The sequence below is a fragment of the Microbacterium sp. genome, from assembly GCF_031178445.1.
In the GTDB taxonomy this organism is placed as follows: domain Bacteria; phylum Actinomycetota; class Actinomycetes; order Actinomycetales; family Microbacteriaceae; genus Microbacterium.
The window spans coordinates 149,906-174,369 of record NZ_JAPSIY010000003.1 but is presented as its reverse complement, the minus strand read 5'-3'; the positions used below and the strand labels follow the sequence as shown (position 1 = coordinate 174,369).

27 protein-coding genes are annotated in these 24,464 nt (G+C 69.5%); 11 read left to right on the top strand and 16 right to left on the bottom strand.

Going from position 1 to position 24,464, the window contains the following annotated elements:
* Nucleotides 1-15: 15 nt before the first annotated feature.
* Nucleotides 16-1,437: an aminopeptidase P family protein gene (locus RIN43_RS05970; protein WP_309127973.1), complete on the top strand. Its 1,422-nt coding sequence runs from the start codon at nucleotides 16-18 to the stop codon at nucleotides 1,435-1,437.
* On the top strand, nucleotides 1,413-2,324 hold the full coding sequence (locus tag RIN43_RS05965) for a phosphotransferase (protein WP_309127972.1): 912 nt from the start codon (nucleotides 1,413-1,415) through the stop codon (nucleotides 2,322-2,324). The genes RIN43_RS05970 and RIN43_RS05965 overlap by 25 nt, the downstream gene beginning before the upstream one ends.
* Here RIN43_RS05965 and RIN43_RS05960 read toward each other — a convergent pair.
* Nucleotides 2,306-2,908: an HAD family phosphatase gene (locus RIN43_RS05960; protein ID WP_309127971.1), complete on the bottom strand. Its 603-nt coding sequence runs from the start codon at nucleotides 2,906-2,908 to the stop codon at nucleotides 2,306-2,308. The genes RIN43_RS05965 and RIN43_RS05960 overlap by 19 nt on opposite strands.
* A gap of 81 nt (nucleotides 2,909-2,989) precedes the next feature.
* On the opposite strand from RIN43_RS05960, the gene RIN43_RS05955 reads away from it, so the two are divergent.
* The gene (locus RIN43_RS05955) at nucleotides 2,990-3,877 is read left to right on the top strand and encodes an alpha/beta hydrolase (protein WP_309127970.1); all 888 of its coding nucleotides are present in this window, start codon (nucleotides 2,990-2,992) and stop codon (nucleotides 3,875-3,877) included.
* Between the two features lie 25 nt (nucleotides 3,878-3,902).
* Here the strand turns inward: RIN43_RS05955 and RIN43_RS05950 are convergent, their stop codons facing one another.
* From RIN43_RS05950 to RIN43_RS05940, 3 genes are read right to left on the bottom strand one after another with little or no spacing between them, the layout of a single operon-like run.
* A complete protein-coding gene (locus RIN43_RS05950; RefSeq protein WP_309128122.1) occupies nucleotides 3,903-4,583 on the bottom strand; it encodes an alpha/beta family hydrolase in 681 nt (226 codons plus the stop codon).
* Nucleotides 4,583-4,990 carry a hypothetical protein gene (locus tag RIN43_RS05945; RefSeq protein WP_309127969.1) on the bottom strand — a complete coding sequence of 136 codons (408 nt, stop codon included), beginning with the start codon at nucleotides 4,988-4,990 and terminating at the stop codon, nucleotides 4,583-4,585. Before RIN43_RS05945 ends, RIN43_RS05950 begins: the two co-directional genes overlap by 1 nt.
* Nucleotides 4,987-5,730: a LapA family protein gene (locus RIN43_RS05940; RefSeq protein WP_309127968.1), complete on the bottom strand. Its 744-nt coding sequence runs from the start codon at nucleotides 5,728-5,730 to the stop codon at nucleotides 4,987-4,989. Before RIN43_RS05940 ends, RIN43_RS05945 begins: the two co-directional genes overlap by 4 nt.
* A gap of 86 nt (nucleotides 5,731-5,816) precedes the next feature.
* Between RIN43_RS05940 and RIN43_RS05935 the strand changes: the two genes are divergently transcribed.
* From RIN43_RS05935 to RIN43_RS05925, 3 genes are read left to right on the top strand one after another with little or no spacing between them, the layout of a single operon-like run.
* The gene (locus RIN43_RS05935; protein WP_309127967.1) at nucleotides 5,817-7,082 is read left to right on the top strand and encodes a magnesium transporter MgtE N-terminal domain-containing protein; all 1,266 of its coding nucleotides are present in this window, start codon (nucleotides 5,817-5,819) and stop codon (nucleotides 7,080-7,082) included.
* Nucleotides 7,082-7,597 (top strand): DUF1003 domain-containing protein, encoded by a 516-nt coding sequence (locus tag RIN43_RS05930; protein ID WP_309127966.1) that lies wholly within the window; start codon nucleotides 7,082-7,084, stop codon nucleotides 7,595-7,597. The genes RIN43_RS05935 and RIN43_RS05930 overlap by 1 nt, the downstream gene beginning before the upstream one ends.
* Complete coding sequence (locus RIN43_RS05925) at nucleotides 7,594-8,715, top strand: Mrp/NBP35 family ATP-binding protein (RefSeq protein ID WP_309127965.1); 1,122 nt, start codon at nucleotides 7,594-7,596, stop codon at nucleotides 8,713-8,715. The genes RIN43_RS05930 and RIN43_RS05925 overlap by 4 nt, the downstream gene beginning before the upstream one ends.
* Nucleotides 8,716-8,724: 9 nt before the next feature.
* Here the strand turns inward: RIN43_RS05925 and RIN43_RS05920 are convergent, their stop codons facing one another.
* Nucleotides 8,725-9,129, bottom strand: coding sequence for a twin-arginine translocase TatA/TatE family subunit (locus RIN43_RS05920; protein WP_309127964.1), 405 nt, complete (start codon nucleotides 9,127-9,129; stop codon nucleotides 8,725-8,727).
* 87 nt (nucleotides 9,130-9,216) lie between these two features.
* Between RIN43_RS05920 and RIN43_RS05915 the strand changes: the two genes are divergently transcribed.
* Nucleotides 9,217-9,849 (top strand): class I SAM-dependent methyltransferase, encoded by a 633-nt coding sequence (locus tag RIN43_RS05915; RefSeq protein WP_309127963.1) that lies wholly within the window; start codon nucleotides 9,217-9,219, stop codon nucleotides 9,847-9,849.
* 74 nt (nucleotides 9,850-9,923) lie between these two features.
* On the opposite strand, the gene RIN43_RS05910 is transcribed toward RIN43_RS05915, so the two are convergent.
* The 3 genes from RIN43_RS05910 to dapE all read right to left on the bottom strand — a co-directional run bounded on the left by RIN43_RS05910 (nucleotide 9,924) and on the right by dapE (nucleotide 12,431).
* Nucleotides 9,924-10,094, bottom strand: coding sequence for a DUF3117 domain-containing protein (locus RIN43_RS05910; RefSeq protein WP_071644972.1), 171 nt, complete (start codon nucleotides 10,092-10,094; stop codon nucleotides 9,924-9,926).
* 70 nt (nucleotides 10,095-10,164) lie between these two features.
* The gene (locus tag RIN43_RS05905; RefSeq protein ID WP_309127962.1) at nucleotides 10,165-11,376 is read right to left on the bottom strand and encodes a hypothetical protein; all 1,212 of its coding nucleotides are present in this window, start codon (nucleotides 11,374-11,376) and stop codon (nucleotides 10,165-10,167) included.
* Nucleotides 11,358-12,431 carry a succinyl-diaminopimelate desuccinylase gene (gene dapE / locus RIN43_RS05900; RefSeq protein ID WP_309127961.1) on the bottom strand — a complete coding sequence of 358 codons (1,074 nt, stop codon included), beginning with the start codon at nucleotides 12,429-12,431 and terminating at the stop codon, nucleotides 11,358-11,360. The genes RIN43_RS05905 and dapE overlap by 19 nt, the downstream gene beginning before the upstream one ends.
* A 68-nt stretch (nucleotides 12,432-12,499) precedes the next feature.
* Between dapE and dapD the strand changes: the two genes are divergently transcribed.
* Together dapD and RIN43_RS05890 are read left to right on the top strand one after the other, a co-directional pair.
* Nucleotides 12,500-13,453, top strand: coding sequence for a 2,3,4,5-tetrahydropyridine-2,6-dicarboxylate N-succinyltransferase (gene dapD, locus RIN43_RS05895; RefSeq protein WP_309127960.1), 954 nt, complete (start codon nucleotides 12,500-12,502; stop codon nucleotides 13,451-13,453).
* Nucleotides 13,454-13,697: 244 nt separating this feature from the next.
* The gene (locus RIN43_RS05890) at nucleotides 13,698-15,227 is read left to right on the top strand and encodes a DEAD/DEAH box helicase (protein WP_309127959.1); all 1,530 of its coding nucleotides are present in this window, start codon (nucleotides 13,698-13,700) and stop codon (nucleotides 15,225-15,227) included.
* Nucleotides 15,228-15,366: 139 nt separating this feature from the next.
* On the opposite strand, the gene RIN43_RS05885 is transcribed toward RIN43_RS05890, so the two are convergent.
* The 6 genes from RIN43_RS05885 to RIN43_RS05860 all read right to left on the bottom strand — a co-directional run bounded on the left by RIN43_RS05885 (nucleotide 15,367) and on the right by RIN43_RS05860 (nucleotide 19,783).
* Complete coding sequence (locus RIN43_RS05885) at nucleotides 15,367-16,656, bottom strand: citrate synthase (RefSeq protein ID WP_309127958.1); 1,290 nt, start codon at nucleotides 16,654-16,656, stop codon at nucleotides 15,367-15,369.
* Between the two features lie 158 nt (nucleotides 16,657-16,814).
* A complete protein-coding gene (dapC, locus tag RIN43_RS05880) occupies nucleotides 16,815-17,924 on the bottom strand; it encodes a succinyldiaminopimelate transaminase (protein ID WP_309127957.1) in 1,110 nt (369 codons plus the stop codon).
* Between the two features lie 28 nt (nucleotides 17,925-17,952).
* Complete coding sequence (gene fdxA / locus RIN43_RS05875; protein WP_309127956.1) at nucleotides 17,953-18,273, bottom strand: ferredoxin; 321 nt, start codon at nucleotides 18,271-18,273, stop codon at nucleotides 17,953-17,955.
* A gap of 4 nt (nucleotides 18,274-18,277) precedes the next feature.
* Entirely contained in the window at nucleotides 18,278-18,694 is a 417-nt protein-coding gene (locus tag RIN43_RS05870) for a histidinol dehydrogenase (protein ID WP_309127955.1), read from the bottom strand.
* A gap of 67 nt (nucleotides 18,695-18,761) precedes the next feature.
* Nucleotides 18,762-19,076, bottom strand: coding sequence for an AzlD domain-containing protein (locus RIN43_RS05865; protein WP_309127954.1), 315 nt, complete (start codon nucleotides 19,074-19,076; stop codon nucleotides 18,762-18,764).
* Nucleotides 19,073-19,783 carry an AzlC family ABC transporter permease gene (locus tag RIN43_RS05860; protein WP_309127953.1) on the bottom strand — a complete coding sequence of 237 codons (711 nt, stop codon included), beginning with the start codon at nucleotides 19,781-19,783 and terminating at the stop codon, nucleotides 19,073-19,075. The genes RIN43_RS05865 and RIN43_RS05860 overlap by 4 nt, the downstream gene beginning before the upstream one ends.
* Nucleotides 19,784-19,870: 87 nt before the next feature.
* On the opposite strand from RIN43_RS05860, the gene RIN43_RS05855 reads away from it, so the two are divergent.
* The gene (locus RIN43_RS05855; protein ID WP_309127952.1) at nucleotides 19,871-20,419 is read left to right on the top strand and encodes an XRE family transcriptional regulator; all 549 of its coding nucleotides are present in this window, start codon (nucleotides 19,871-19,873) and stop codon (nucleotides 20,417-20,419) included.
* Between the two features lie 57 nt (nucleotides 20,420-20,476).
* Here RIN43_RS05855 and RIN43_RS05850 read toward each other — a convergent pair whose 3' ends face one another.
* A complete protein-coding gene (locus RIN43_RS05850; protein WP_309127951.1) occupies nucleotides 20,477-21,334 on the bottom strand; it encodes a phospholipase in 858 nt (285 codons plus the stop codon).
* A 330-nt stretch (nucleotides 21,335-21,664) separates the two neighbouring features.
* Nucleotides 21,665-23,578: a translational GTPase TypA gene (typA, locus tag RIN43_RS05845; RefSeq protein ID WP_309127950.1), complete on the bottom strand. Its 1,914-nt coding sequence runs from the start codon at nucleotides 23,576-23,578 to the stop codon at nucleotides 21,665-21,667.
* 106 nt (nucleotides 23,579-23,684) lie between these two features.
* Here typA and RIN43_RS05840 point away from each other — a divergent pair, with 106 nt between their 5' ends.
* Nucleotides 23,685-24,464, top strand: coding sequence for a CPBP family intramembrane glutamic endopeptidase (locus RIN43_RS05840; RefSeq protein ID WP_309127949.1), 780 nt, complete (start codon nucleotides 23,685-23,687; stop codon nucleotides 24,462-24,464).

The window sequence follows — 24,464 nt, the reverse complement described above, 5'->3', positions numbered from 1 at the left end:
TGAGAGGATGGACGCATGAGCAGCGCAGACCACGACACCGCCGTCGAGACCCACGACGCCGCGACGGCAGAGGCGAAGAACACCAACCGCAAGCAGCCCTTCCCACAGGGCTTCCTCGACACGATCTCGACGGGCTGGGCGGAGCGACCCGAATCACTTCCCGCGCCGCGGGCCCAGGCCGCGTACGCTGCAGCGCGACGGGCGATGCTGTCGGCGATGTTCCCCGGCAAACGACTGGTCGTACCCGCCGACTCGCTGAAGCAGCGCAGCAACGACACCGACTACCCCTTCCGCCCGCACTCCGCGTTCGTGCACCTCACCGGGTGGGCGAACGAGTCCGAGCCGGATTCGATTCTGGTGCTCGACCCGACGGATGCAGGGCATGACGCCACCCTGTACTTCAGGGAGCGCGCGGATCGCACGACCGCGGAATTCTACTCCGACGCGACGATCGGCGAGTTCTGGATCGGCCCTCGGCCCTCGCTGGACGGCGTCGCCGCAGACCTGGGCCTGGCGACCGCGCACGTCGAGACCTTCGCCGCCGGCGAAGACGACCTCGTCGTCGATGCGGACCCCGACCTCACCCGCGCCGTCTCCGAACTGCGACTGATCAAGGACGAGTACGAGATCGCGGAGATGCGCCACGCCGTCGCCGTCACAGCATCCGGGTTCGACGACATCATCCGCGACCTCGACCGTGCCGTCGCGCACCCGCGAGGCGAGCGCGTGGTCGAGGGCGTGTTCCATCAGCGCGCACGCAGCGACGGCAACTGGGAGGGCTACGACACCATCGCCGCCTCCGGACACCACGCCTGCTACCTTCACTGGACCCGCAACGACGGCGCCGTGGTGCCCGGTGACCTGATCCTGATCGATGCGGGGGCGGAGGTCGACAGCCTCTACACCGCCGACATCACGCGAACCCTTCCGGTGAGCGGTACCTTCTCCGAGGTGCAGCGCAGGGTGTACGAGACGGTCCTCGAGGCCGCCGACGCGGCATTCGCCGCAGCGCAGCCCGGCGTGAGGTTCCGCGCCGTGCACGAAGCGGCGATGGATGTCATCGCACGTCGCACGGCGGAGTGGGGACTGCTGCCGGTCACCGCTGAGGAAGCGCTCGACGCCGACCGGGGCGGGCAGCACCGCCGCTACATGGTGCACGGCACCTCCCACCACCTGGGAATGGACGTGCACGACTGCGCCCAGGCGCGTCGCGAGATGTACTACGACGGCGTCCTGGAACCGGGAATGGTCTTCACGATCGAGCCGGGGCTGTACTTCCAGATCGACGACCTGACCGTGCCGGAGGAACTGCGCGGGATCGGCGTGCGCATCGAGGACGACATCCTCATGACTGAGAACGGTCCGGTCAACCTGTCGGCCGACATCCCGCGCACCGTCGCGGATGTGGAGGCGTGGATGGCCCGGCTGAAGGGGTGATGCACGACGGCCAGCTGAACGTCGGCACCGAGCTCGCGGGCGAGCTGATCGCCCGCGATTTCCCGAGTCTCGCCGGTGCTCCCCTGTCGCAGGTCGACGGCGCCGGGACGGTCAACACGGTCTTCCGCGTCGGCGACGACATCGCCGCACGCTTTCCGCTGGAAGGCACGGCTGCGGCGGTCCTGGAGGCCGAGGCCAGAGGCCTCGGCCAGTTCGCCGAGGCGTCGACCGTCGCCGCCCCACGTCCGTTGGGCGTCGGCGCGGGCCATCAGGCGTACCCGTCGGCGTGGTCGCTGCAGACCTGGGTGCCCGGTGCCGTCGCCGATCCTGCACGCTTCGCCGCATCCGCCGCGCTCGCCGACGATCTGGCCGAACTGATCCTCGCCCTGCGCGAGGTACCGGTCGGCGACCGCGTGTTCGACGGCCGCGGCCGTGGCGGCGAGCTCACCGACCACGACGAGTGGATGGTGCACTGCCTGTCGCAGAGCAAGGGCATCGTCGACACCGAGGGGGTGACGGCGCTGTGGAGCCGACTGCGCGGCGCGCCTTCCGCCGGCCCGCACGTCATGAGCCATCGGGATCTCATCCCGGCGAACCTGCTGGTGTCGGATGGCAGGCTGACCGGCGTGCTCGACGGCGGCGGGTTCGGTCCTGCCGACCGCGCGCTCGACCTCGTCGCGGCCTGGCATCTATTCGACTCACCGGGCCGCCGCCGACTGCGCGAAGCGACCGGGGCGACAGAGACCGAATGGCTCCGCGGCGCCGCGTGGGCGCTGCAGCAGGCGATGGGGTTGGTCTGGTACTACGAGACCTCGAATCCGACGATGGCGGCCCTGGGGCGCAGCACCGTCTCGCGGCTGCTGAGCGATCAGGAGATCGCCGGCTGAGGAACACCCGCGTCGCGCAGAGAGGTGCGCAGCGCATCGATGCCGGTGAACAGGTGCGTGAGCATCCCGAGCTCGGACGCGCCGGCGAGCTTCGTCGCGGAGTCGTCGGTGAAGAACACTTCGCCGGGCGAAAGCTCCAGCGCGTCCAGCGCATGCCGGAAGACGCGCGGGTCGGGCTTGACGAAGCCGATCTCGGCGGAGTTGAACACGGCGTCGACGTGCGTGTCGATGCCCAGTTCGCGCAGTTCGGCGGTGATCGTATCCGTGCCGTTGGTGAGGATGGCTGTGCGGATGCCCGTCGTGCGCAGCTGGTCGCTGAGCGCCAGCATCGCGGCATCCGGAGCGGACGGATGCCGGCCCCACGCCTCCGCGGCCTTCGGATCGCCGAGCTCCTCCCCCACGCTTTGCACCCAGGCCGCTCGGCTGATGCGGCCAGTGGTGACGGCGTCGAGCAGCGGTGCCGCGAAGGCGGCGTCGTGGATGCTGCCTGCCGGCAGCGCATGCTCCGCCTCGATCCGGGTCACGTAGGCCGGATCGAAGTGCCGCAGCACTCCATCCAGATCGAAGAGCACGGCGCGGATCATGCGTCCATCATGTCAGCCGCCCGCCCCCGGAGATGTACAAGAAGGCTTCTCGGTGTTCGCACCCGCCCGTAGGATGCCGCAGTGGGCACCCTTCTCGAGATCGGCGGCACCCGGGTATTCGTGGATCAGCGCGGACCTGATGACGGGCACCCGCTCCTGTTCATCCACGGCGGACCGGGGAACTCCTGCTGGGACTTCATGGCGTCCGTGGCCGATCGGCTTGCCGAGCGCGGCCTCCGCGTCATCGGCGTCGACCAGCGCGGTGTGCTGAGGTCGGACGACCTCCCCGCGCATCCGGAGCTGACGGTCGATCTGCTCATCGCCGACTTCGAGCAGATCCGCGCGCAGCTGGGCATAGACCGCTGGACGATCATCGGGCACTCCTCGGGCGGTGCGTGCGCGCTGGACTACGCCCTGCGGCATCCGGAGCACATCAGCGGACTCATCCTGGACTGCCCCGCCCTCGACACCGACGCCACCGATCGGCACCGCCTCCCGCGGGCCGCGGCGCTGCTCGACGAGGAGGGGCTCATCGACGCGGCTGCGGCGTGCCGGCGCTTCGCGTCACTGGAACGCCGCATCACAGGAGACGACCGCACCTGGGAGTCGATGCAGCCGCTCGGCAGTCGCTACCTCGATCTCTTCCTCCACGACGCGGAGACACGCTCGAGGTACGAACGGCTGATGGACACCGCGCCGTCGGAGCTGGACTGGTCCAAGGCTCTGTCGCACTTTCCGCTGCTGATGGAGATGTACCACGACCGGCGATCTTCGCTGAGCTCGCTGACCGTGCCGTCGATGCTGGTCGTGGGCGAGTCCGACATGGTCGCGCCTCCCGTGGTCCTCGACGCGTATCGTGCCGCGACGGGTCAGGAAGTCGTCTCCGTGCGGGAGGCCGGGCATTTCACGTTCGTCGAGCAGCCGGAGGCCTACGTCGACGCGGTGATCCGGTTCGTGCGGCCCGAGTGAGCGGATCGCGGCTTCCGATCGACGCTCACGCGCCGCCGCGAGCAGGGACGCCGCCGACGTCTGTCGTGAATCTCGCGACAAGCGGGGCCAGCGACGCACCGACCTCACCGGCGGCGCGCTTGCGCCCCTTCACCTCGAACGAGTGCCCACCGCCCTCTATCCACGCGATCCGCGCGGCCTGACAGGAGGCGACCGCCTCCTCGAGCTGCGAAAGAGGTTGCACGAACGGGTCGTTCGTGCCCTCCACGAACAGCTGCGGCGAGCGCACGGCGGGCAGGTGCTCGACTCGGGGCTTCTCCGGCTTGCCCGGTGGATGCAGCGGATATCCCAGATACACGAGCCCGTCGACCTCGAGTCCTTCGGCCGCGGCCATCGACGCCATCCGGCCGCCATACGACTTGCCGCACGCCCACAGGCGCGCGTCCGGCGCCTCGGACCGCACCCATGTGGCGACGGCGTTCCAGGTGAGCACTGCATGCGCTGCCGGCCCCGGCATCCTCCGGCCCGCCTCGACGTAGGGGAAATTGAACCGCAGCGTCGCGAAGCCGAGCTCTCTCAGCGCGGTCGCGAAGCCTACGAGGAACGGATGCTGCATGCCGGCGCCGGCGCCATGCGCGATCATCACCACGTCGTTCACCGGTCCCGCGGGCGCTTCCCAGTCGGCGGAGACCGACACCACGCCGCTCGGCAGGACGACCGGGAGCATCATGACTCGGTCCGCCCGAAGGGCAGGCGCACCACTTCACCGCGTCGGGCGCGCATCGTGGCGCCGATGACCACGACCAGGTGCACGACGCACACCAGCGCGTAGAGAGTGATCGGGATACCGAGCGGGAAGAAGCCCCGTGCCTCGGACGGCAGCCAGAACAGCGGAACCGTCAGCGCCAGATGCAGCACCAGCAGACCGGTCGAGACAAACAGGAACCAGGTGCCCCAACGCTTCGCGGAGGCCGCGTTCGCCTTCGCCAGGGGCCCCTGACGCGAAAGCGAGCCGTAGGCCGCGACCATGGCGCCGCCCGCGGCGAGCGACCCCAGCAGCGGAATGGGCAGCAGCACCAGCAGCCCGAGAGCCCATGCCGAGACGCCGGTCGCCTGGCGGGCCGGGCCCGTCATCGTCCGCCGGCGGACGGCCCGTCGGCGGGGTCACCGCTCGCAGTGTCGCCCTCGGGATCAGACGGCACGGCCGCATTCCCGCTCCCCGTCTCCGATGAACCTGCGCCCCCGCTCTGGGCGTCACCGCTCGCACTCGGCGCATCGGCCGGAGGCAGAGTCGCGGAAGCGGCATCCGCGGGAGGAACCACGGGCGGAACAGGCGCCGAGCCGGGTGTGATTCGCTCGCCGTACCTCGGCGGCTCACTGAGGTCCACGGTGGGTGCGGGTGCCGACGCCCTCTCCGTGCCCAGCACCTGACGGGCCTTGACCAGCGATCCGGGCTGCACTCGCACCTCGTAGTGGTCGGCGGCCATCTGCGTCACGCTCGCGAAATCGCGGCGCCTGCGCACGATCGCGTATGTCACCAGGCTCATGATCATGCCGAGTGCGACGCCGATGAACACGAAGCCGAGGAAGAGCGAAAGAGGGGCGTCCGGCGTGCCGAACAGCATGATCGCGGAGAGCAGCAGGCCGATGAGCACGCCGTTGACGGCGCCCGAGCGCGCGGCCGCGGCATACCCGAGCTTTCCGGTGACGCGCTCGATCGTGCGAACGCCCTGTCCGACGATCACGATGTCGCGCGCGGGCACCTCGCCGGCGATCAGCTTCGAGACGTTCTTCTGCGCTGCTTCGTACTCGCGCGACGATGCGACCGTCTCGCCCAGATCTGTGCCGTTGGCCGGTCGGTTCAGCATGCTCATCCGGCCATTCTTCCACGGCAGTCCCGGCACCGCCCCTGTCCGACGCGCGCGGCGGTGCGGCATACGCCGAGGGCTACGCTGGACGGGTGAGTACACAACGGGTTTTCGTCGCGCGCCTGGCCGGGTGCGCCGTCTTCGACCCCGTTGGCGACCGGCTCGGCAAGGTCCGGGATGTCGTCATCGTGTACCGAAGTACCGCAGCCCCGCGTGTCATCGGCCTCGTGATCGAGATCCCCGGCCGCAGGCATGTGTTCCTGTCCATCGGGCGGGTCACCTCCATCCGCGCCGGCCAGGTGATCAGCACCGGCCTGATCAACGTACGGCGCTTCCAGCCGCGTCCAGGGGAAGTGCGCGTGCTCGCGGAGTTCCTCGGCCGCCGCGTCAGCCTCACGGACGGCAGCGGGACCGCCGTCGTCGAAGACGCCGCGATCGAACAGGACCGCCACGGCGAGTGGGCGATCAGCCAGCTGTTCCTGCGCAAGGCGAAGACCAGCGCCTCGCCCTTCGCCAAGGGACCGACGACGTTCGCGAACTGGCAGGACGTCGCCGAGCTGCGCAAGCCCGGCGAGGCGCAGTCCGCCGAGCAGCTGGTCGCCACGTATTCCGATCTGCACGCCGCCGACCTCGCCACGACCCTGCTGGATCTGCCCGAGAAACGACTGATCGAGGTCGCGGAGGAGCTGCCGGACGAGCGGCTCGCCGACGCCCTGGAGGAGATGCCGGAGGACGACCAGGTCGGCATCCTCGACCGACTCGGCGATGAGCGCGCCGCCGACGTGCTCGACGAGATGGAGCCGGACGATGCGGCGGATCTGCTCGCGCAGCTGCCACCGGAGCGACTCGAGCAGCTGCTCGCCCTGATGGAGCCGGAAGAGGCCGAGGACGTGCGGATGCTGCTGCGCTACGGCCCCGACACCGCCGGCGGTCTGATGACGCCGGAGCCGATCATCCTCTCCGCGGACGCCACGGTGGCAGAAGCGCTCGCCCTGATCCGGCGGCACGAGCTGCATCCCGCCCTCGCCGCGGCCGTGTTCGTGACCCTGCCGCCGTTCGAGACGCCGACCGGTCGCCTCCTCGGCGTCGTGCACTTCCAGCGGATGCTGCGCTATCCCCCGCACGAACGGCTGGGTGCCATCCTCGACGACACGCTGGAGCCCGTCTCGGTGACCGCGTCCGCAGCCGAGGTGGCGCGCATGCTGGCCAGCTACGACCTGGTGTCGCTGCCCGTGGTCGATGCCGCGCACAGGCTGGTCGGGGCGGTCAGCGTCGATGACGTGCTCGACTATCTGCTGCCCGACGACTGGCGCACCCACGACGCCGACGAGACCGAGAGCGGAGGGCAGGACCGATGATGGCCCGATCCCCCCGTCTCGACACGCCGCGCAGCGGTGCCGTGACCCGCACGTCAGCACCGTCGAGAGACCGCTTCGGCAGGTTCACCGAATGGGTGGCCCGCGCCATGGGCACTCCCGCGTTCCTGGTGATCCTCACGCTGTTCTGCCTGGCCTGGATCATCTGGAACACTCTCATGCCCCGGCACCTGCGCTTCGACGATGCCGCGCTCGGGTTCACCGCGCTCACGCTGATGCTCTCGCTTCAGGCCTCGTACGCCGCACCGCTGATCCTGCTCGCGCAGAACCGGCAGGACGACCGCGACCGGGTTCAGATCGAGCAGGACCGCCAGCGAGCGGAGCGCAACCTGGCCGACACGGAGTATCTCGCCCGTGAGATCGTGGCGCTGCGCCTCGCTCTCGAGGAGCGCAGTGCGCAGACCGTCACACGCGACGTTCTGCGCCAGGAGCTCAGAGCCCTTCTCGCCGAGCTCGACGACGACCGCGGCTCCGCCGAGATCGACCGCAGGTCATGACTCTCGACGACCGCGTCCGCGACGCCGTCTCGGCGGTGACCGATCCTGAGCTGCGCCGTCCGATCGGCGACCTCGACATGGTGAGAGGGATCACCGTCGAAGGGAGTGCCGCGCAGGTGTCGATCGTCCTCACGATCGTGGGGTGCCCTGCGGCACAGCGGATCGAGCAGGACGTGCGGGATGCCGCGGCATCCGTCAGCGGCATCACCGAAGTGACCGTCGACATCGGCGTGATGACCCCTGAGGAGCGGCGCGCTCTCACCGGGAAGCTGCGAGACGGGCGGGCGGCCAGGCAGATGCCGTTCGGCCCTGATTCGCTCACCCGCGTCATCCTCGTTTCCAGCGGCAAGGGCGGCGTCGGCAAGTCCACCTTGACCGCGAATCTCGCCGTCGCACTCGCTCGGCAGGGGCTGCGCGTCGGCCTGGTCGACGCCGACGTGCACGGCTTCTCGATTCCCGGACTGCTCGGCATCGCGCCTGGCACGCAGCCCACCCGCATCGACGACCTCATGCTGCCGCCTGTCGCGCACGAGGTGAAGACGGTCTCCATCGGCATGTTCCTGCGCGAGGGCGAGGCAGTGGTGGCGTGGCGTGGACCGATGCTGCATCGCACGGTGCAGCAGTTCCTCACCGATGTGTTCTTCGGCGACCTCGACGTGCTGCTCATCGACATGCCGCCCGGAACCGGTGACGTGGCCATCTCCATCGGGCAGCTGCTGCCGCATGCCGAGGTGCTGGTGGTGACCACACCGCAGCCCGCCGCCGCCGATGTCGCGATCCGCAGCGGACTGGTGGCCCGCCAGACGGGGCAGCGAGTGATCGGGGTCGTGGAGAACATGGCGGCGTTCGCACTGGAGGACGGCACGGTACTCGATCTGTTCGGCTCTGGCGGCGGCTCGGCGGTTGCCAGCGCACTCAGCGCCGACGGTGAGGACGTGCCGCTCTTGGGCTCCGTGCCGCTCAGCCCCGCGCTGCGGCGGGGAGGAGACGTGGGCGTGCCCGTCGTGCTGGGCGATCCCGAAGACGCTGCGGCACGCGAGATCGTGAGGCTGGCCGAAGCGATCGCCGGCCGTGGCCGGCGGCTCGCCGGCCGGGCTCTTCCGCTTCGGCTGTCCTGACCGCCTCCGTCAGGTGGCCTCGACGTCGTAGGGCGGGGGGGTGCTGCGTGAGAACGCGGTGCGCGTCCAGGCGGGGCGGGAGGCGGCACCCACCGGCTCTGTCGCCGGGGCCGCACCGGACTCCACCGGCTTGGTCTCAGCCGGAGCGTCGAAGGACGGCTCTTCGAAGAGTGCGTCGCGGATGATGCGGCGCGGGTCGTACTGGCGCGGATCGAGCTTGCGCCAGTCCACCTCATCGATGTCGGGGCCGAGCTCCTCGCGCATCTTGCTCTTGGTGTCGCGCAGGTACTCGCCCGCGCGCCGCACGAACTGTGCGAACGACTCCGCCGCCTTCGGCAGACGCTCGGGACCGATGATGAGCACAGCGACAAGACCGATCAAGAGCAGCTTGTCGAAGGTCAGGCCCAGTTCCATGGTCTTAGGCTACCCGCCGCGCCTCCCCCTGCGACGCTTCTTCGCGACATACGCTGTCAGTAACCCGCCTTTTCAGGAGAGCAGCCCATGAGCGAGCACGACGCGAACGCCCGATTCGTCAGAGAGACCATCGTCGAGCCCGCCCCCATCGCGCGCGCCAGGGCGCACGCGCTCGAGCTGGGCGCGGCCCCGCTGAGCCCGGCGATCGGAGCCCAGTGCGCGGTGCTGGCCGCTGCCTCGGGGGCCCGTTCGATCGTCGAGATCGGCACCGGAGCGGGTGTCTCAGGGCTGTGGCTGCTGCGCGGCGCTCCGCAGGCCGTGCTCACCACGATCGACAACGAGCCGGAGCACCTCGCCGCCGCTCGTCAGGCCTTCGCCGACGCGAAGATCCCCGCCGCGCGTGCGCGCTTCATCACCGGCCGCGCGGCCGACGTGCTGCCTCGGATGAACGAGGGCTCGTACGACATCGTGCTCATCGACGCCGACCCCGAGAACGTCATCGACTACGTAGCCGACGGCCTGCGACTGGTGCGAACAGGCGGTCTCGTGCTCGTCCCGCGCGTGCTTGCCGGTGGCAGGGTCGCTGACCCCGTGCAGCGGGATGCCGTGACGACCGCATACCGCTCGCTGGTGCAGGAGACGCAGGAGTCGCAGGCCGTGATCGCCGCACTGTCCACCGTCGGAGAGGGCCTGCTGCAGCTCACGCGCACCGGGGCCTGACGCCGCGCCCCCAGGCCCGATACGCGAGAGGGCGGCGGATGCCGAAGCATCCGCCGCCCTCTCGCGTGCTGTTCTCAGGCGCTGACGACTGCTCCCAGCACGTCGTGAAGCTCCTTCGCCTCGGCGTCGTTGACGGAGACGACCAGCCGGCCGCCGCCCTCGAGCGGAACCCGCACGATGATGAGTCGCCCCTCCTTCACGGCCTCCATCGGTCCGTCGCCGGTCCTCGGCTTCATCGCTGCCATCGTGGCTCCCTTTCCTCGGTGGTATGCGTCAAGTTTATCGGTACCCCCGACGCCGTCGGACGCCACGATTTCAGGGCACCTGCCAGAACGTCTGGCTGAGTCCGTAGACCGAATGGATCCAGAGCCACTGCGTCACCAGGCACGCGCCGAGCACCGCCCATCGCCAACCCAGGGAGCGTGGCACGGCGGCGCCCCACAGCGGCGTGAGCGGCAGGAGCAGTCGCAGCGTGCTGGACTGCGGGAAGAACACCGCCAGCAGGTACAGCAGGTAGCTTGCGCTCCACAGCCGGAGGTCCGGGCCGAGACGACGCACGTGCGCGGACCGCAGCAGCAGCCACGCAGCGCCGCCGACGAGGAGCAGCAAGGCGACGACCGCGGCCCAGGCGGGCAGACCCCACTGTGCGAACCAGAACTGCGCGCCGAGCACGAACCCGTCGAACGGGATGAAGTCGGCTGATGCGTCCTGGATCCAGTTGCGCCGCCACGCGAGCTCGGTCTGCAGATAGGCCTCCGGCTCCCCGGTGACGACGGCCGCGATCACCTGCCAGGAGAAGCCGACGACCGCGGCGAACAGCCCGAGTGACACGATGTGCGCGACGTGCGACACCGGCAGCGGATCGACTCGTCTGCGTGCCCACCGCACGATGCCGTGCAGCGCGAGGAACAGGGAGAACGCGAGAACACCTGGCCGCGTGAAGCCCATCACCGGGATCAGTAGGTAGAGCAGCGCGTATCGGTGTCGCAGGGCGAGGTCGAGGCTGATCAGCAGGAACAGCAGGAACAGCGACTCGGCGTAGCCGACCTGGAACAGCGCCGCGAGCGGACCACTGGAGAAGAACGCCACCGCCCAGAGCGCGGCGGGGGCGCCGATCCGGTCGCGAAGCAGGCGATGCAGCGCGAAGCAGGCCAGCAGACCCGCGACGAGCGAGACCAGCAGCGCACCGGATCCCCAATTCCCGAAGCCTGCCACCTTCGCGAGGAACGCGTACACCGGCATGAAAGCCCACGCGTTCTCGGCGACGTCCCCGGACTCGGTGCGGGGCAGCTCGGCGGGATAGCCGTGCTCGGCGACCCACCAGTACCACTGGGCGTCCCAGCCGACCACGTACTCGTCCACGGTCGCGTCGGCTCCGAACCGCGACAGCGGCGAGGAGTGCGCAGCGGCGAGCGCGAGGAAGCCGGTGGTGACCAGCCGCGACAGCAGGTAGACGACGGTGATGCGGCCCGCCGTCGGCATCCGCACCCATCCGCGAGCAGCTGTGGTCAGGAGGCGGTCAGCCACGCGCGAAGCCCGCGTTCCACGTCATCGATCTGAGCGAGCGGCACGCGCTCCTCGTCATGATGAGCGAGGTGCGGGTCTCCAGGACCGTAGTTCACCGCGGGCACCCCGAGCGCCGAGAAGCGCGCGACGTCGGTCCACCCGTACTTGGCGTGCGCCTCGCCGCCGACCGCCGCGAGGAACTGCTGTGCGATGGGTGCGTCGAGTCCTGGCCTGGCACCGGCGGCGGCATCCACGATCTCCACCTCGAAGCCCTCGAAAGCCGCGCGCACGTGGGCCTCGGCGTCCTCGACGCTCTTGCTGGGCGCGAAGCGGTAGTTGACGTCGACCTCGCAGAGGTCGGGGATGACATTCCCGGCGACCCCGCCGCGGATGGCCACGGCGTTCAACCCTTCGCGGTATGCCAGCCCCTCGACGACGATCTCACGCGCGCGGTACTCGGCGAGCCTGCTGAGGATCGGCGCCGCGCGGTGGATGGCGTTCTCTCCGACCCAGGATCGGGCACTGTGCGCACGCACGCCGCGGGTGCGGACGACCGCGCGCAGCGTGCCGTTGCATCCGCCCTCGACGCGTCCGTCGCTGGGCTCCCCGAGGATGGCGAAATCGGCGGCGAAAAGATCGGGCCGGGTCTCCGCGAGCAGCTTCAAGCCGTTGCGGGCCTCCTCGACCTCCTCGTTGTCGTACCACATCCAGGTGATGTCGACCACGGGATCGGTGAGTTCGGCGGCGAGCTTCAGCTGCACTGCAACCCCCGCCTTCATGTCGACGGTGCCGCGGCCCCAGAGGAACGGGGTGCCGTCGATGTCGATGTCGCGGGTCGGCACGTTGTCGTTGATCGGCACGGTGTCGATGTGTCCGGCGATCACCACACGCTGCGCCCTGCCGAGATCCGTGCGGGCGACGACCGTGTTGCCGTGGCGCGTCACCTCGAGGTGGTCGAAGGCCGATACCGCGTGTTCGATCTCGTCGGCCAGTCGCCCCTCGGAGCCGGACACGCTGGGGATGTCGCAGATCGCACGGGTGAGGGCAGCCGAGGACGCAGTGAGGTCGAGCACCATGGCCACCAGCCTAGACCGCGACGTCACACGATCAGCGTCCGCATCGCAGTGCGCGCTACCGTTATGGCATGAGCAGTGAGCGCACAGTATGGGGCATCGGTCTGAGCACGATCGCGTCGGACGGCACGATTCTGGACTCCTGGTTCCCTGAGCTCGGTTTCGGCGCCCAGGAGCCCGAGGACGCCGCAGCCGGAGCCGCGACGTGGGGCGCCTTCGCCGATGAGGACGAGCGGCGCGGCGTCACGGTGGAGTTCGTGCAGCTCAGCATCGACCTGGACTCGCCGGTCGGGTCGACCCCCGATGCCTACCTGCGCCTGCACGCCCTCTCTCGTCTGCTGGTGCGCCCGAACGACCTGAGCCTGGACGGCATCTTCGGCCACCTGCCCACGGTGGCCTGGACCAGCGCCGGCCCCATGCTGCCCGCGGATGCCGCCCGCCTGCGGCCGGTGCTGCAACGGCACGGCATCCAAGTGCAAAGCCTCGACAAGTTCCCTCGGCTCACCGACTACGTGCAGCCAGAAGGCGTCCGCATCGCCGACGCGTCGCGAGTGCGTCTCGGCGCCCACCTCTCCCCTGGTACGACCGTCATGCACGAGGGGTTCGTGAACTTCAACGCCGGGACCCTCGGCGCCTCCATGGTCGAGGGCCGCATCTCGCAGGGGGTCGTGGTCGGCGACGGCAGCGACATCGGCGGAGGTGCATCCATCATGGGCACCCTCTCCGGCGGCGGTATGCATCGGGTCTCGATCGGCGCGCGCACGCTGCTGGGCGCCAATGCCGGCATCGGCATCTCCCTCGGCGACGACTGCATCGTGGAGGCGGGACTGTACGTGACGGCCGGCACGAAGATCGTCGTCGCGGATGCCGCGCCGACGGCCGACGGCGGCCGTCCGGCTGTCAAGGCCGCCGAGCTTTCGGGGCGCAGCGGTCTGCTGTTCCGGCGCAACTCCCTCACCGGCGTGGTCGAGGTGGTGCAGCGCTCGGGCCACGGCGTCACCCTCAACGAGGCTCTCCACGCCTGACGCCCTCCTGGCACCCGGCAGCCCCCGCTGCACACGGCGGCGAGCGCCTGTGCGGCACTCCCAGCACGCACTGCTAGGGTTGACGCGACGCCCCTCGCGAATGCGAGACGTCTGCGTCGTCGAAACATGTTCCGCGCCGGTCTCCGGCTGCGATCCTCTCGAGCGGCGAAACGATGCGCGATCCCGCGCCGTCGCCCATTTCCGCAGCATCTCCTGCTGCGCCATCCTTCTTCGGAGCTTTCCTATGTCTTCCTTCCTCGAACTCGGCGTGCCCGCCGCCCTCGCCTCGGTGCTGGCCGCCGAGGGCAAGACCGAGGCGTTCGCCATCCAGCGCGACACCCTCCCCGACTCCCTCGCGGGACGCGACCTCCTCGGCCGCGGCCGCACCGGCAGCGGCAAGACCATCGCGTTCGCGCTGCCTCTCGTCGCTCGGCTCTCGGCATCGTCGACCAAGCGCATGCCCGGTCGCCCGCGCGGCCTCGTGCTGGCGCCGACGCGTGAGCTGGCGACCCAGATCGCCGCGACCATCTCGCCGCTCGCAGCCGCTGTGGGCCTGCGCGTCACGACTGTCTTCGGAGGGGTGAGCCAGCGCCCGCAGGAGCAGGCGATGCGCTCCGGCGTCGACATCGTCGTCGCCTGCCCCGGCCGCCTTGAAGACCTCATGAAGCAGCGGGTCGTCTCGCTCGACGCCGTCGAGATCGCCGTGCTCGACGAGGCCGATCACATGGCCGACCTCGGCTTCCTGCCCGGCGTCACCCGCATCCTCGCCGCAACGCCCGCGCGCGGACAGCGCCTGCTGTTCAGCGCCACACTCGATCGTGGCATCGACGCGCTCGCCAAGCGGTTCCTGCACGACCCCGTCAGCCATGAGGTCGACGAGGCCAGCGTCCCGACCGGCGAGATGACGCACCGCGTCCTCATCGCGACCGACGCGGACGCGAAGAAGCAGCTCGTGCAGGATCTGGCGTCCGGGGTCGGCCGTCGCATCCTGTTCACCCGTACCAAGCACCAGGCGAAGAAGCTCGCCAAGCAGCTCACCTCCGCCGGGATCCCGTCCGTCGACCTGCATGGCAACCTCGGCCAGAACGCGCGAGAGCGCAACCTCGCCGCATTCGGCGCTGACCCGGCGAAGGGCGGGGTGCGAGTGCTCGTCGCGACGGACGTCGCGGCACGCGGAGTGCACGTCGACGATGTCGAGCTCGTCGTACACGTCGACCCGCCCGTCGAGCACAAGGCGTACCTGCACCGCTCCGGTCGCACGGCCCGTGCGGGCGCTGCCGGCACCGTGGTGACCCTGATGCTGCCCGAGCAGCGTCGCGACGTGCAGGATCTGCTGCGGAAGGCCGCTATCGCGGTCTCCCCCGAGCCTGCGACCTCCGAGGCCGTCGATGCTCTGGTCGGCCAGCGTGCCGCCAAGGTGAAGCCCTCCCCCGTTGCCCAGCAGCCGCAGAACCAGCCGAAGGCCAATCGAGGCGGGCAGAGCCGTTCCGGTCAGGCACGCCCCGCGGCATCCTCGGGCTCGTCCGGCTCTCGCCACTCTCGCGGTCGTGGTCGCGGTGCCGGCGTGCAGGGCCAGCAGGATCAGGCACGCCAGCACGGCGCGCAGTCGCAGCCGCGCCGGGCCGCTCAGTCACATGGCGCACACGGTCACGGCACGCAGAGCAACGGCGCGCAGGGCCATGGCACGCCGGGCAGCGCGCACAACGGCGCACACGCCGGCGGCAAGGGTCGCCCTTCGGGCTCGCGGCGCGCCAGCCGCCCGCAGGGTCACTGAGTCCGTCCTTCGCGTCCGTCGAAGAGCCGGTGGATCCGGCTTGTGCTGCTGATGCTGCCTCCGATCTGAGCCTGCCGGCACGTGACGAACGCCCCGCCATCCGCGAAGGATGACGGGGCGTTCGGGCACGTGAATGGGCTCAGCGCGCGGGGAACTCGCGCTCCGGCGATCCGGTGTACAGCTGCTGCGGCCGGCCGATCTTCGTCTGCGGGTCGAGCTGCAGCTCGCGCCACTGCGCCAGCCAGCCCGGCAGACGGCCGATCGCGAACAGCACGGTGAACATACGCGTCGGGAAGCCCATCGCCTTGTAGATCACGCCGGTGTAGAAGTCGACGTTCGGGTAGAGCCTGCGCTCCTTGAAGTAGTCGTCGGCGAGGGCGATCTCCTCGAGCTCCTTGGCGAGGTCGAGGAGCGGGTCGGTGACTCCGAGCTCGGCGAGCACCTCGTCGGCGGCTTCCTTGACGAGCTTGGCGCGGGGGTCGTAGTTCTTGTAGACCCGGTGGCCGAAGCCCATGAGCTTGACGCCGTCCTCCTTGTTCTTCACCCGCTCCACGAACCGCTGCACGCTCTGACCGGAGTCGCGGATCTGCCCGAGCATGGTGAGCACGGCCTCGTTCGCGCCGCCGTGCAGCGGACCCGAGAGCGCCTGGATGCCGGCCGAGATCGAGGCGAACTGGTTCGCGCCGGTCGAGCCGACCAGGCGCACCGTTGACGTCGACGCGTTCTGCTCGTGGTCCTCGTGCAGGATCAGCAGCAGCTCGAGCGCCTTCGACATCACGGGGTTGACCTCGTACGGCTCGCTGAGCACGCCGAAGTTCAGCTTGAGGAAGTTGTCGACGAAGCTGAGCGAGTTGTCGGGGTACAGGAAGGCCTGCCCGACGCTCTTCTTGTGCGCGTAGGCGGCGATCACCGGCAGCTTCGCCAGCATGCGAACCATGTTCAGCTCGACGTGCTCGGGATTGTGCGGATCGGTCTGACCCTCGTAGTAGGTCGAGAGGGCCGCGACCGCCGATGACAGCACCGACATGGGGTGCGCCGTGTGCGGAAGTGCCGAGAAGAAGCGCTTCAGGTCCTCGTGCAGCAGGGTGTGGCGCCGGATGCGCTCGTCGAAGTCAGCCAGTTCGTCGGCGGTCGGCAGCTCACCGTAGATGAGCAGCCAGGCGACCTCGAGATAGCTGCAGTTCTTCGCGACCTGCTCGATGGGATAGCCCCGGTAACGCAGGATGCCCTTGTCCCCGTCGATGAACGTGATCTCCGACTTGGTCGAGGCCGTGTTCACGAAGCCGTAGTCGAGACCGGTGTAGCCGGTCTGACGAGTCAGCGTGGAGAAGTCGATGCTCGGGTTCCCGCTGGTGGCGCTCAGCACGGGGAATTCGGCGGTCGTCCCGCCGATCGAGAGTGTCGCCTTCTCGGGCTGATCTGCACTCACGCGAACCTCCTGTTGGGTGTGTGCGTCGTGGACGATGTGCGGCGACGTCTGCCGGGTCGGACTCCGACCGCATCGCTTGTACAGCCTAGCCGGGTCATAGGCCTACTGTGACATCCGCCAAGAGATGCGCGGACTTCATCGTGGATCTCACAAAAGAGTCAGACGGATGCCGCCAGCCGGGCGGAAGCCTGCTCGACGCGCTCCAGCGGTGCGGTCAGCGAGAGACGCACATGATCACCCGAGCGCTCGCCGTAGAAGTGGCCCGGCCCAGCGAGGATGCCGAGGTCCGCGAGTGTGCCCATCGACTCCCAGGCGTCCCTGCCCTCGGTCGCCCAGAGGTACAGCCCGGCCTCGGAGCCGTCGATCCGGAACCCGGCCCGCTCGAGCGCCGGCTTGAGCACATCCCGCCGCGCGCGGTACAACTCCTTCTGTGCGGCGACGTGGGCGTCGTCGCTCAGCGCGACGGCCATCGCGTGCTGCACGGGTGCAGGCGGCATGAGTCCCAGATGCTTGCGGGCGGCGAGCAGGTCGCCGACGATGCGCGAGCATCCGGCCACCAGCGCGGCGCGGTAACCGGCGAGGTTGGACTGCTTACTGAGCGAATACACGCTCAGCAGGCCCGACCTCGTGCCACCCGTCACCCGGGGATCGAGCACCGACGGGATCGGCTCGCTCGCCCACGCACCGTCCCATCCGAGCTCGGCATAGCACTCGTCGCCGGCGAGCACCGCTCCGAGCTCTCGGGCTCGGGCCACGGCGGCTGCGAGCTCATCGAGCGTCCAGGTGCGGCCGTCCGGATTACCGGGACTGTTGATCCAGATCAGCTTGGCGCCGTCCGGCCACTCGGCCGGGTCGTCCGCCGCCACGGGGGTCGCACCGGCGACGATCGCGCCAACCGCATACGTCGGGTACGCGACGGTCGGATGCACGACGATGTCGCCCGCACCCAGGCCGAGCAGCGTGGGAAGGAGTGCCACGAGCTCCTTGGAGCCGATCGTGGGAAGCACGTTCGCCACCGTCAGGTCGTCCACCCCGCGACGTCGCGCGTACCAGTCGACGATCGCCTCCCGCAGGCGCGGCGTGCCGGTCGTCTGCGGGTATCCATGGGCGTCGGTCGCCTCCGCAAGGGCGCGGCGGATGACCTCGGGGGTCGGGTCGACGGGTGAGCCGATGGACAGGTCGACGAGGCCGTCCGGATGCGCCGCAGCGCGGGCTCGGTAGGGATCCACGGCGTCCCACGGGTAGTCCGCGAGATCGCGCACGCTCACCGGGTCATCCCGTCGTGCGTCGCCGCCATCACTCGGCCTGCGGCGGCAGAGCGGCGATGATCGGGTGGTCGTGATGGATCACGCCGACCTTGGCGGCGCCGCCGGGCGAGCCGACCTCGTCGAAGAACTCGACGTTGGCCTTGTAGTAGTCGGCCCATTCCTCGGGCAGGTCGTCTTCGTAGTAGATCGCCTCGACAGGGCAGACCGGCTCGCACGCACCGCAGTCCACGCACTCGTCGGGGTGGATGTACAGCGACCGTTCGCCCTCGTAGATGCAGTCGACGGGGCACTCGTCGATGCAGGCACGATCCTTCACATCGACGCAGGGAAGAGCGATCACATACGTCACGTCTTCAGTCTACGGCCCCGCGCCCGGCGTGGCTGCTGCGGTGGGGCCCTGATGCCGACGCCGCGCGCAGCCGCGACATGTCCGGCCAGGCCACGACGAGCACGGTGATGCCAGCCACGGTGTACATCCAGATGTTGCCGAGGGGCGTGTCCGGCACCACGATCGATCCACCGGGTCCGCGCTGCGAGATGACCAGGATCAGCGTGAGCATCCCGAGTCCGGCGGCCAGCGCCGCCCAGCGGTCTCCGGTCAGCGAGCGCAGGGCGATCAGCAGCGCACCGCACGCGATCGCGCCGACGATCACGCCGACGGGGATCGGCCCCCAGGTGAAGCTGTGCGCAATGGTCGCGGCCACCCCGTACACCCCGCCGACCACGGCAGCGGCCAACCAGGACAGGCCTCGGGAAATCACACTGCGCACCGGCTCAGCCTAGTCCCCTGCCGTCTCTGCGACATCTCGGGACCGCCCGACAGGCCGCTGCTGCGCCTCACGCCGCCCAGCCGACGAGTCGAAGCAGGGCCGCGACCGCGGCGGCGCCGATCACCACCACGAGGAACGACTGCCGCATCCACAGCAGACCGGCGGCGACGAGCACCGCAGGCACTCGCGCATCGACGATGACGGCCTGCCCATCTCCCAGGGACTGCACGGCGACGAGCGCCGCGAGCAGTGCGACCGTGAGCAGGTCCGAGATGCGCGCCGGTCGAGGCGCCTCCATCACCGATGCGGGGACGAGGTATCCGAACGCTTTGAGGGCAACGCAGATGCATGCCGCGAGCAGCACGGCGTTCCACACGGTCATGATGCCCGTCCCTCCGGCGTGACGCGCCCGTCGAACCAGTCGAACCAGCCGACGACGATCGCGACGACCGCCGCGACGAGCACGGGCAGTCCTGGCATCAGCGCCGGCGTGAGGAGGGCCGCGACCACGGCGGCCGCGATCCCGACGACGATGGCCTGACGCTTCTTCAACCGCGGCCACAGCAGGGCGAGGAATGCGGCAGCGGCGGCGGCATCCAGACCCCATGCGCGTGGCCCGCCGACCTGGTCGAGGATGTCGCCGAGCAGCGCTCCGGTGAGCGTGGTGAGGTTCCAGCCGAGGAAGATGCCGACGCCTGTCACCCAGAATCCGAGGCGCGCCAGGCGCGGATCATCCTGCGAGACGGCGACCGCGGTGGATTCGTCGATCGTGAAGTGCGCGGCGGCCGCCCTGCGGCGAAAGCCGCGTCCGATGATCGGCGACATACGCATCCCGTATGCGAGATTGCGCACACCGAGCAGCCCCGCCGAGGCCACCGCCGACGGCAGTGCCGACACTCCGCCCGCCGCGAGCACGCCGACGAACGCGAACTGGGAGCCGCCCGTGAACATGAGCAGGCTGAGCACGCAGGTCTGCCATACATCGAGACCCGAGGCTACGGCGAGGGCGCCGAAGGAGATGCCGTAGGCGCTGGTCGCGATCGCGACGCCGAGTCCTTCGCGCCACACCTCCCGCCGGGCATCCGGCATCGTTTGATTCTCTGAACGCACGACTATCATTCTGAACAGGTGCTCCGCCACCGTCAAGTCGAACGATCGTTTGGAATACTGAACCGCATGGACGATCTGCGCGAACGAATCGCCCGCTCCCTGCGCCGGGAACGTGAGGCGAACGGCCTCTCCGTCTCCGAGCTCGCTCGAAGAGCGGGCGTCTCCAAGGCCACGGTCTCGCAGCTCGAGAGCGGCGCCGTGGGCCCGAGCGTCGAGACGCTCTGGGCACTGGGCGACGCACTCGGCGTGCCCTTCGCCACCCTGGTCGAGGAACAGGCCGTGGCGCCCCGACTGATCCGGGCGACTGAGCACGGCGGCGTGCCGTCCGCCGCGGCCCCGTACGTCGCGACACTGCTCTCAGCGAGTCCCCCGGGGGCGAGGCGCGACATCTATCTGATCAGAGCGGACCCCGGCGAGCCGCGCCGCTCACTCCCCCACCACCACGGCACGACGGAGCACGTGGTCGTGGTCAGCGGCGAAGCCGTGCTCGGTCCGGCCGATGCTCCCGAGCGGATGCATCCGGGCGACTATCTCTCGTACCCCGGTGACACTCCGCATGTGTTCGAGGCGCTGGCTGCGGGAACGAGCGCTGTCCTGATCAGCGAGTTGCGCTGATCAGGACAGCGTCTGCCATCCGCCTGCAGTGGCGAGAAGCACCGTTGACGGCGCCGATCAGTACCAGTTGACGGCCTGCGAGTGCCCCCACGCGCTGCAGGGCGATCCATAGGCGCGCTGGATGTAGTCCAGGCCCCAGGCGATCTGCGTCGCGGCGTTCGTGCGCCAGTCCGCGCCCGCCGTCGCCATCTTGCTGCCGGGGAGCGCCTGAGGGATGCCCGTGGCACCACTGGAGGCGTTGTAGGCCTGGTAGTTCCAACCCGACTCCTTCTGCCACAGCGACGACAGGCAGGAGAACTCCCCTTCGCCCCAGCCGTAGCGGCTGGAGGCCAGGTCGCGCGCCGTCGCCTTGGCGCCCTCCACGGAGTTCGCGGCGGCCAGGGCGGCCGCGGCGGCCTTCTTCTCGGCTTCGATCCGAGCCGCTTCCTCAGCCGCCTTGCGCGCCTCCTCTGCGGCGATGCGCTTCTTCTCGGCGGCGATCCGGGCGGCTTCAGCCTCTCGGGCCTCGGTCAGCGCATCCTGCAGCTCGTCGGTGTCAGCCACCACGGCGCGGGTCTCGCGCGCTGCACGGGCCGTCAGAGCGGCGAGCTCGTCTGCCGTGAGGTCCTCGATGTCAGCGAGCGCCTTCGCCTCGACCTTCAGGTCGGCGAACTCGACCGAGGTGCTTGCGGCCTCGAGTTCGAGCCCTGAGGCGGTCACCACGTTGTTCAGCGCGTGGGCGTTGGTGAGAGCGATGCCGGCATCCTGCGCGACCTCGGCGCTCTTGCGCATCTCGGCATCGGACGGCGCGGACCAGGCGGCGATCGCCGCGGGCGCCTGAAGCACAGCCGCGATCAGGGCCGCACCCAGCACGACTGCGATGGCGGTGATGCCGGCCAGTCGGCGATGGGATGGTTTCGTGTCGGGTGCCGACACAGCGGCACGTCGGGACGCACGGGTGAAATGGGTATCGGGCATTCGGGGTTCGACTTTCGGGTCGTCGTCGGCCCGGACCCTCACGGGGGCGCCTCATCGGGAGTCGCTTGCCGGGCACGAGGATCGAGTCTGGTCTGCCGATCTGGACGGAACCCGCCGTCCGCCTGGGTTTTCCATGGCTGGTTCCCGGGAATCACGCCTTTGCGCTCTCGGGAAAGTGTGTTATGAGTTCGTTATCTTTCCGATCTGTGACGCGGTCGTCCGGATATGACGAGGGCCGGAGACGACGAAGGCCCCGGCGCGAGCCGGGGCCTTCGTGCGAGCCGGGGATCAGGCGTTCGCGTCCTGACGCTTGAGGCGCGACGCCTCGCGGCCGCGGGTGGTCTGATCGAGGATCACCTTGCGGATGCGGACGGCCTCCGGGGTCACTTCCACGCACTCGTCCTCGCGGGCGAACTCCAGCGACTCCTCCAGCGAGAGGATGCGCGGGGGCGTCATCGACTCGAACGTGTCTGCCGTGGAGGAGCGCATGTTGGTGAGCTTCTTCTCCTTGGTGATGTTCACGTCCATGTCGTCGGAGCGCGAGTTCTCACCGATGACCATGCCCTCGTAGACCTCTTCGGTCGGCTTCACGAAGAACGACATGCGCTCCTGCAGCGCGATCATCGCGAAAGGTGTCACGACGCCGGCGCGGTCCGCGACGATCGAGCCGTTCTGACGTGCCACGATGGAGCCTGCCCATGCGTCGTAGCCGTGAGAGATCGCGTTGGCGATGCCGGTGCCGCGGGTGATCGAGAGGAACTCGGTGCGGAAGCCGATCAGGCCGCGCGAGGGGACGATGAACTCCATGCGGATCCAGCCGGTCCCGTGGTTGATCATGTTGTCCATGCGTCCGCGGCGGTTGGCCATGAGCTGGGTGACCGCGCCGAGGTGCTCTTCCGGCACGTCGATGGTGAGGTGCTCGTAAGGCTCCTGGACCTTGCCGTCCTCGCCCTTGCGGGTGACGACCTGCGGCTTGCCGACGGTGAGCTCGAAGCCCTCGCGGCGCATGTTCTCGACGAGGATCGCGAGCTGCAGCTCGCCGCGGCCCTGCACCTCCCAGGCGTCGGGACGGCCGATGTCGTTGACGCGGATCGACACGTTACCGATCAGCTCGCGGTCGAGGCGGTCCTTCACCATGCGGGCGGTGAGCTTGTGGCCCTTGACCTTGCCGACCAGGGGCGACGTGTTGGTGCCGATCGTCATCGAGATCGACGGCTCGTCGACGGTGATCTGCGGCAGCGGACGCACGTCGTCGGGGTCGGCGATCGTCTCGCCGATCATGATGTCGGCGAAACCGGCGATCACGGCGATGTCGCCAGGGCCCGCCGACTCGGCGGGGTAACGGTCGAGCGCCTTGGTCATCAGCAGCTCGGTGATGCGCGCGTTCTGGGTCGTGCCGTCCTGACGCACCCAGGCGACGGTCTGACCCTTCTTCAGCGTGCCGTTGAACACACGCAGCAGCGCCAGGCGGCCGAGGAACGCGGAGGAGTCGAGGTTGGTGACCCACGCCTGCAGCGGCGCCTCGTCATCGTACGACGGTGCGGGCACGTGCTGCAGGATGGCCTCGAAGAGCGGCTCGAGGTCGTCGTTGTCGGGCAGGTCGCCGTTGGCGGGACGGTTGGCGGATGCCGCGCCGGCACGGCCGGAGGCGTAGACGACGGGCACGTCCAGCAGCGCGTCGACATCGAGGTCGGGCACGTCGTCGACCAGGTCGGACGCGAGTCCGAGCAGCAGGTCGTGCGCCTCCTCCTCGACCTCGGCGATGCGCGCGTCGGGGCGGTCGGTCTTGTTCACCAGCAGGATCACGGGCAGCTTCGCCTCGAGCGCCTTGCGCAGCACGAAACGGGTCTGGGGCAGCGGGCCCTCACTCGCGTCGACCAGTAGCACCACACCGTCGACCATCGACAGTGCTCGCTCGACCTCGCCGCCGAAGTCGGCGTGGCCGGGGGTGTCGACGACGTTGATCGTGATGGGCTCGTCGGTGTGCTCTCCGTTGTACGTGATCGCCGTGTTCTTGGCGAGGATCGTGATGCCCTTCTCACGTTCCAGGTCGTTGGAGTCCATCGCGCGTTCCTCGACATGCGCGTGCTCACCGAAGGAGCCCGTCTGACGGAGCATCGCATCGACGAGGGTGGTCTTGCCGTGGTCGACGTGCGCGACGATCGCGACGTTACGGAGGTCAGAGCGGAGGGCGTGCGCCATTCAGATGTCCTAAGAGGATGTGTGGGATGCGCCGGGATGCCGACGTTCCAGGATAACGTATGCCCGCTGACCGGCTCCTGAGGGGTGCGCACCGTACGATCGGGCTGTGCACCACCCCGCATCCGCGCCGCCCCGCTCCCGCCTGTGGTGGGAGATCGCCATCGTGCTCGCCCTCGGTCTGGGTCAGTCGGCGGTGTACGCGATTGTGCAGCTCGCGTACCGGCTGACCGATTCCACTCCGCTCGCGCAGCAGACGACGACGCTGAACCCCTCGCGCAGCGATCGCGAGGTGTTCGACCTCATCTACCAGCTGCTCTCCATCGGCTTCTCGGTCGTACCTGTGCTGCTGGTCTGCTTCCTTCTCTGGCAGCGCCCTCGCCCGCACCTCGCGGCGCTCGGCCTGCGCGGCGACAGGCATGCGCGAGATGTCGGCGCCGGGGTGCTGCTGGTGCTCGGGATCGGCGTCCCCGGTCTCGCCCTCTATCTCGCCGGACGTGCACTCGGGCTGTTCGTGGCGGTGAACCCGGCCGGCCTCGACGCGCACTGGTGGACCGTTCCCGTCCTGCTGCTATCGGCCGCGCGCGCCTCGATCCAGGAGGAGTTCGTCGTGCTCGGCTACCTGTTCGCCCGCCTGCGCACACTGGGTTGGGGGCCGTGGGCGATCATCCTCGCGACCAGCGTCCTTCGCGCCGCCTACCACCTGTACCAGGGGCCGGGCGCATTCGCCGGCAACCTCGCGATGGGGCTGCTCTTCGGGTGGCTGTTCCTGCGCACCGGCCGCCTGCTGCCGTTCCTGGTGGCGCACTTCCTGATCGACGCGATCGCGTTCGTCGGCTACCCGTGGGCCGCGGCGAGCTGGCCGGCGCTGTTCGGCCTGCCCAGCTGA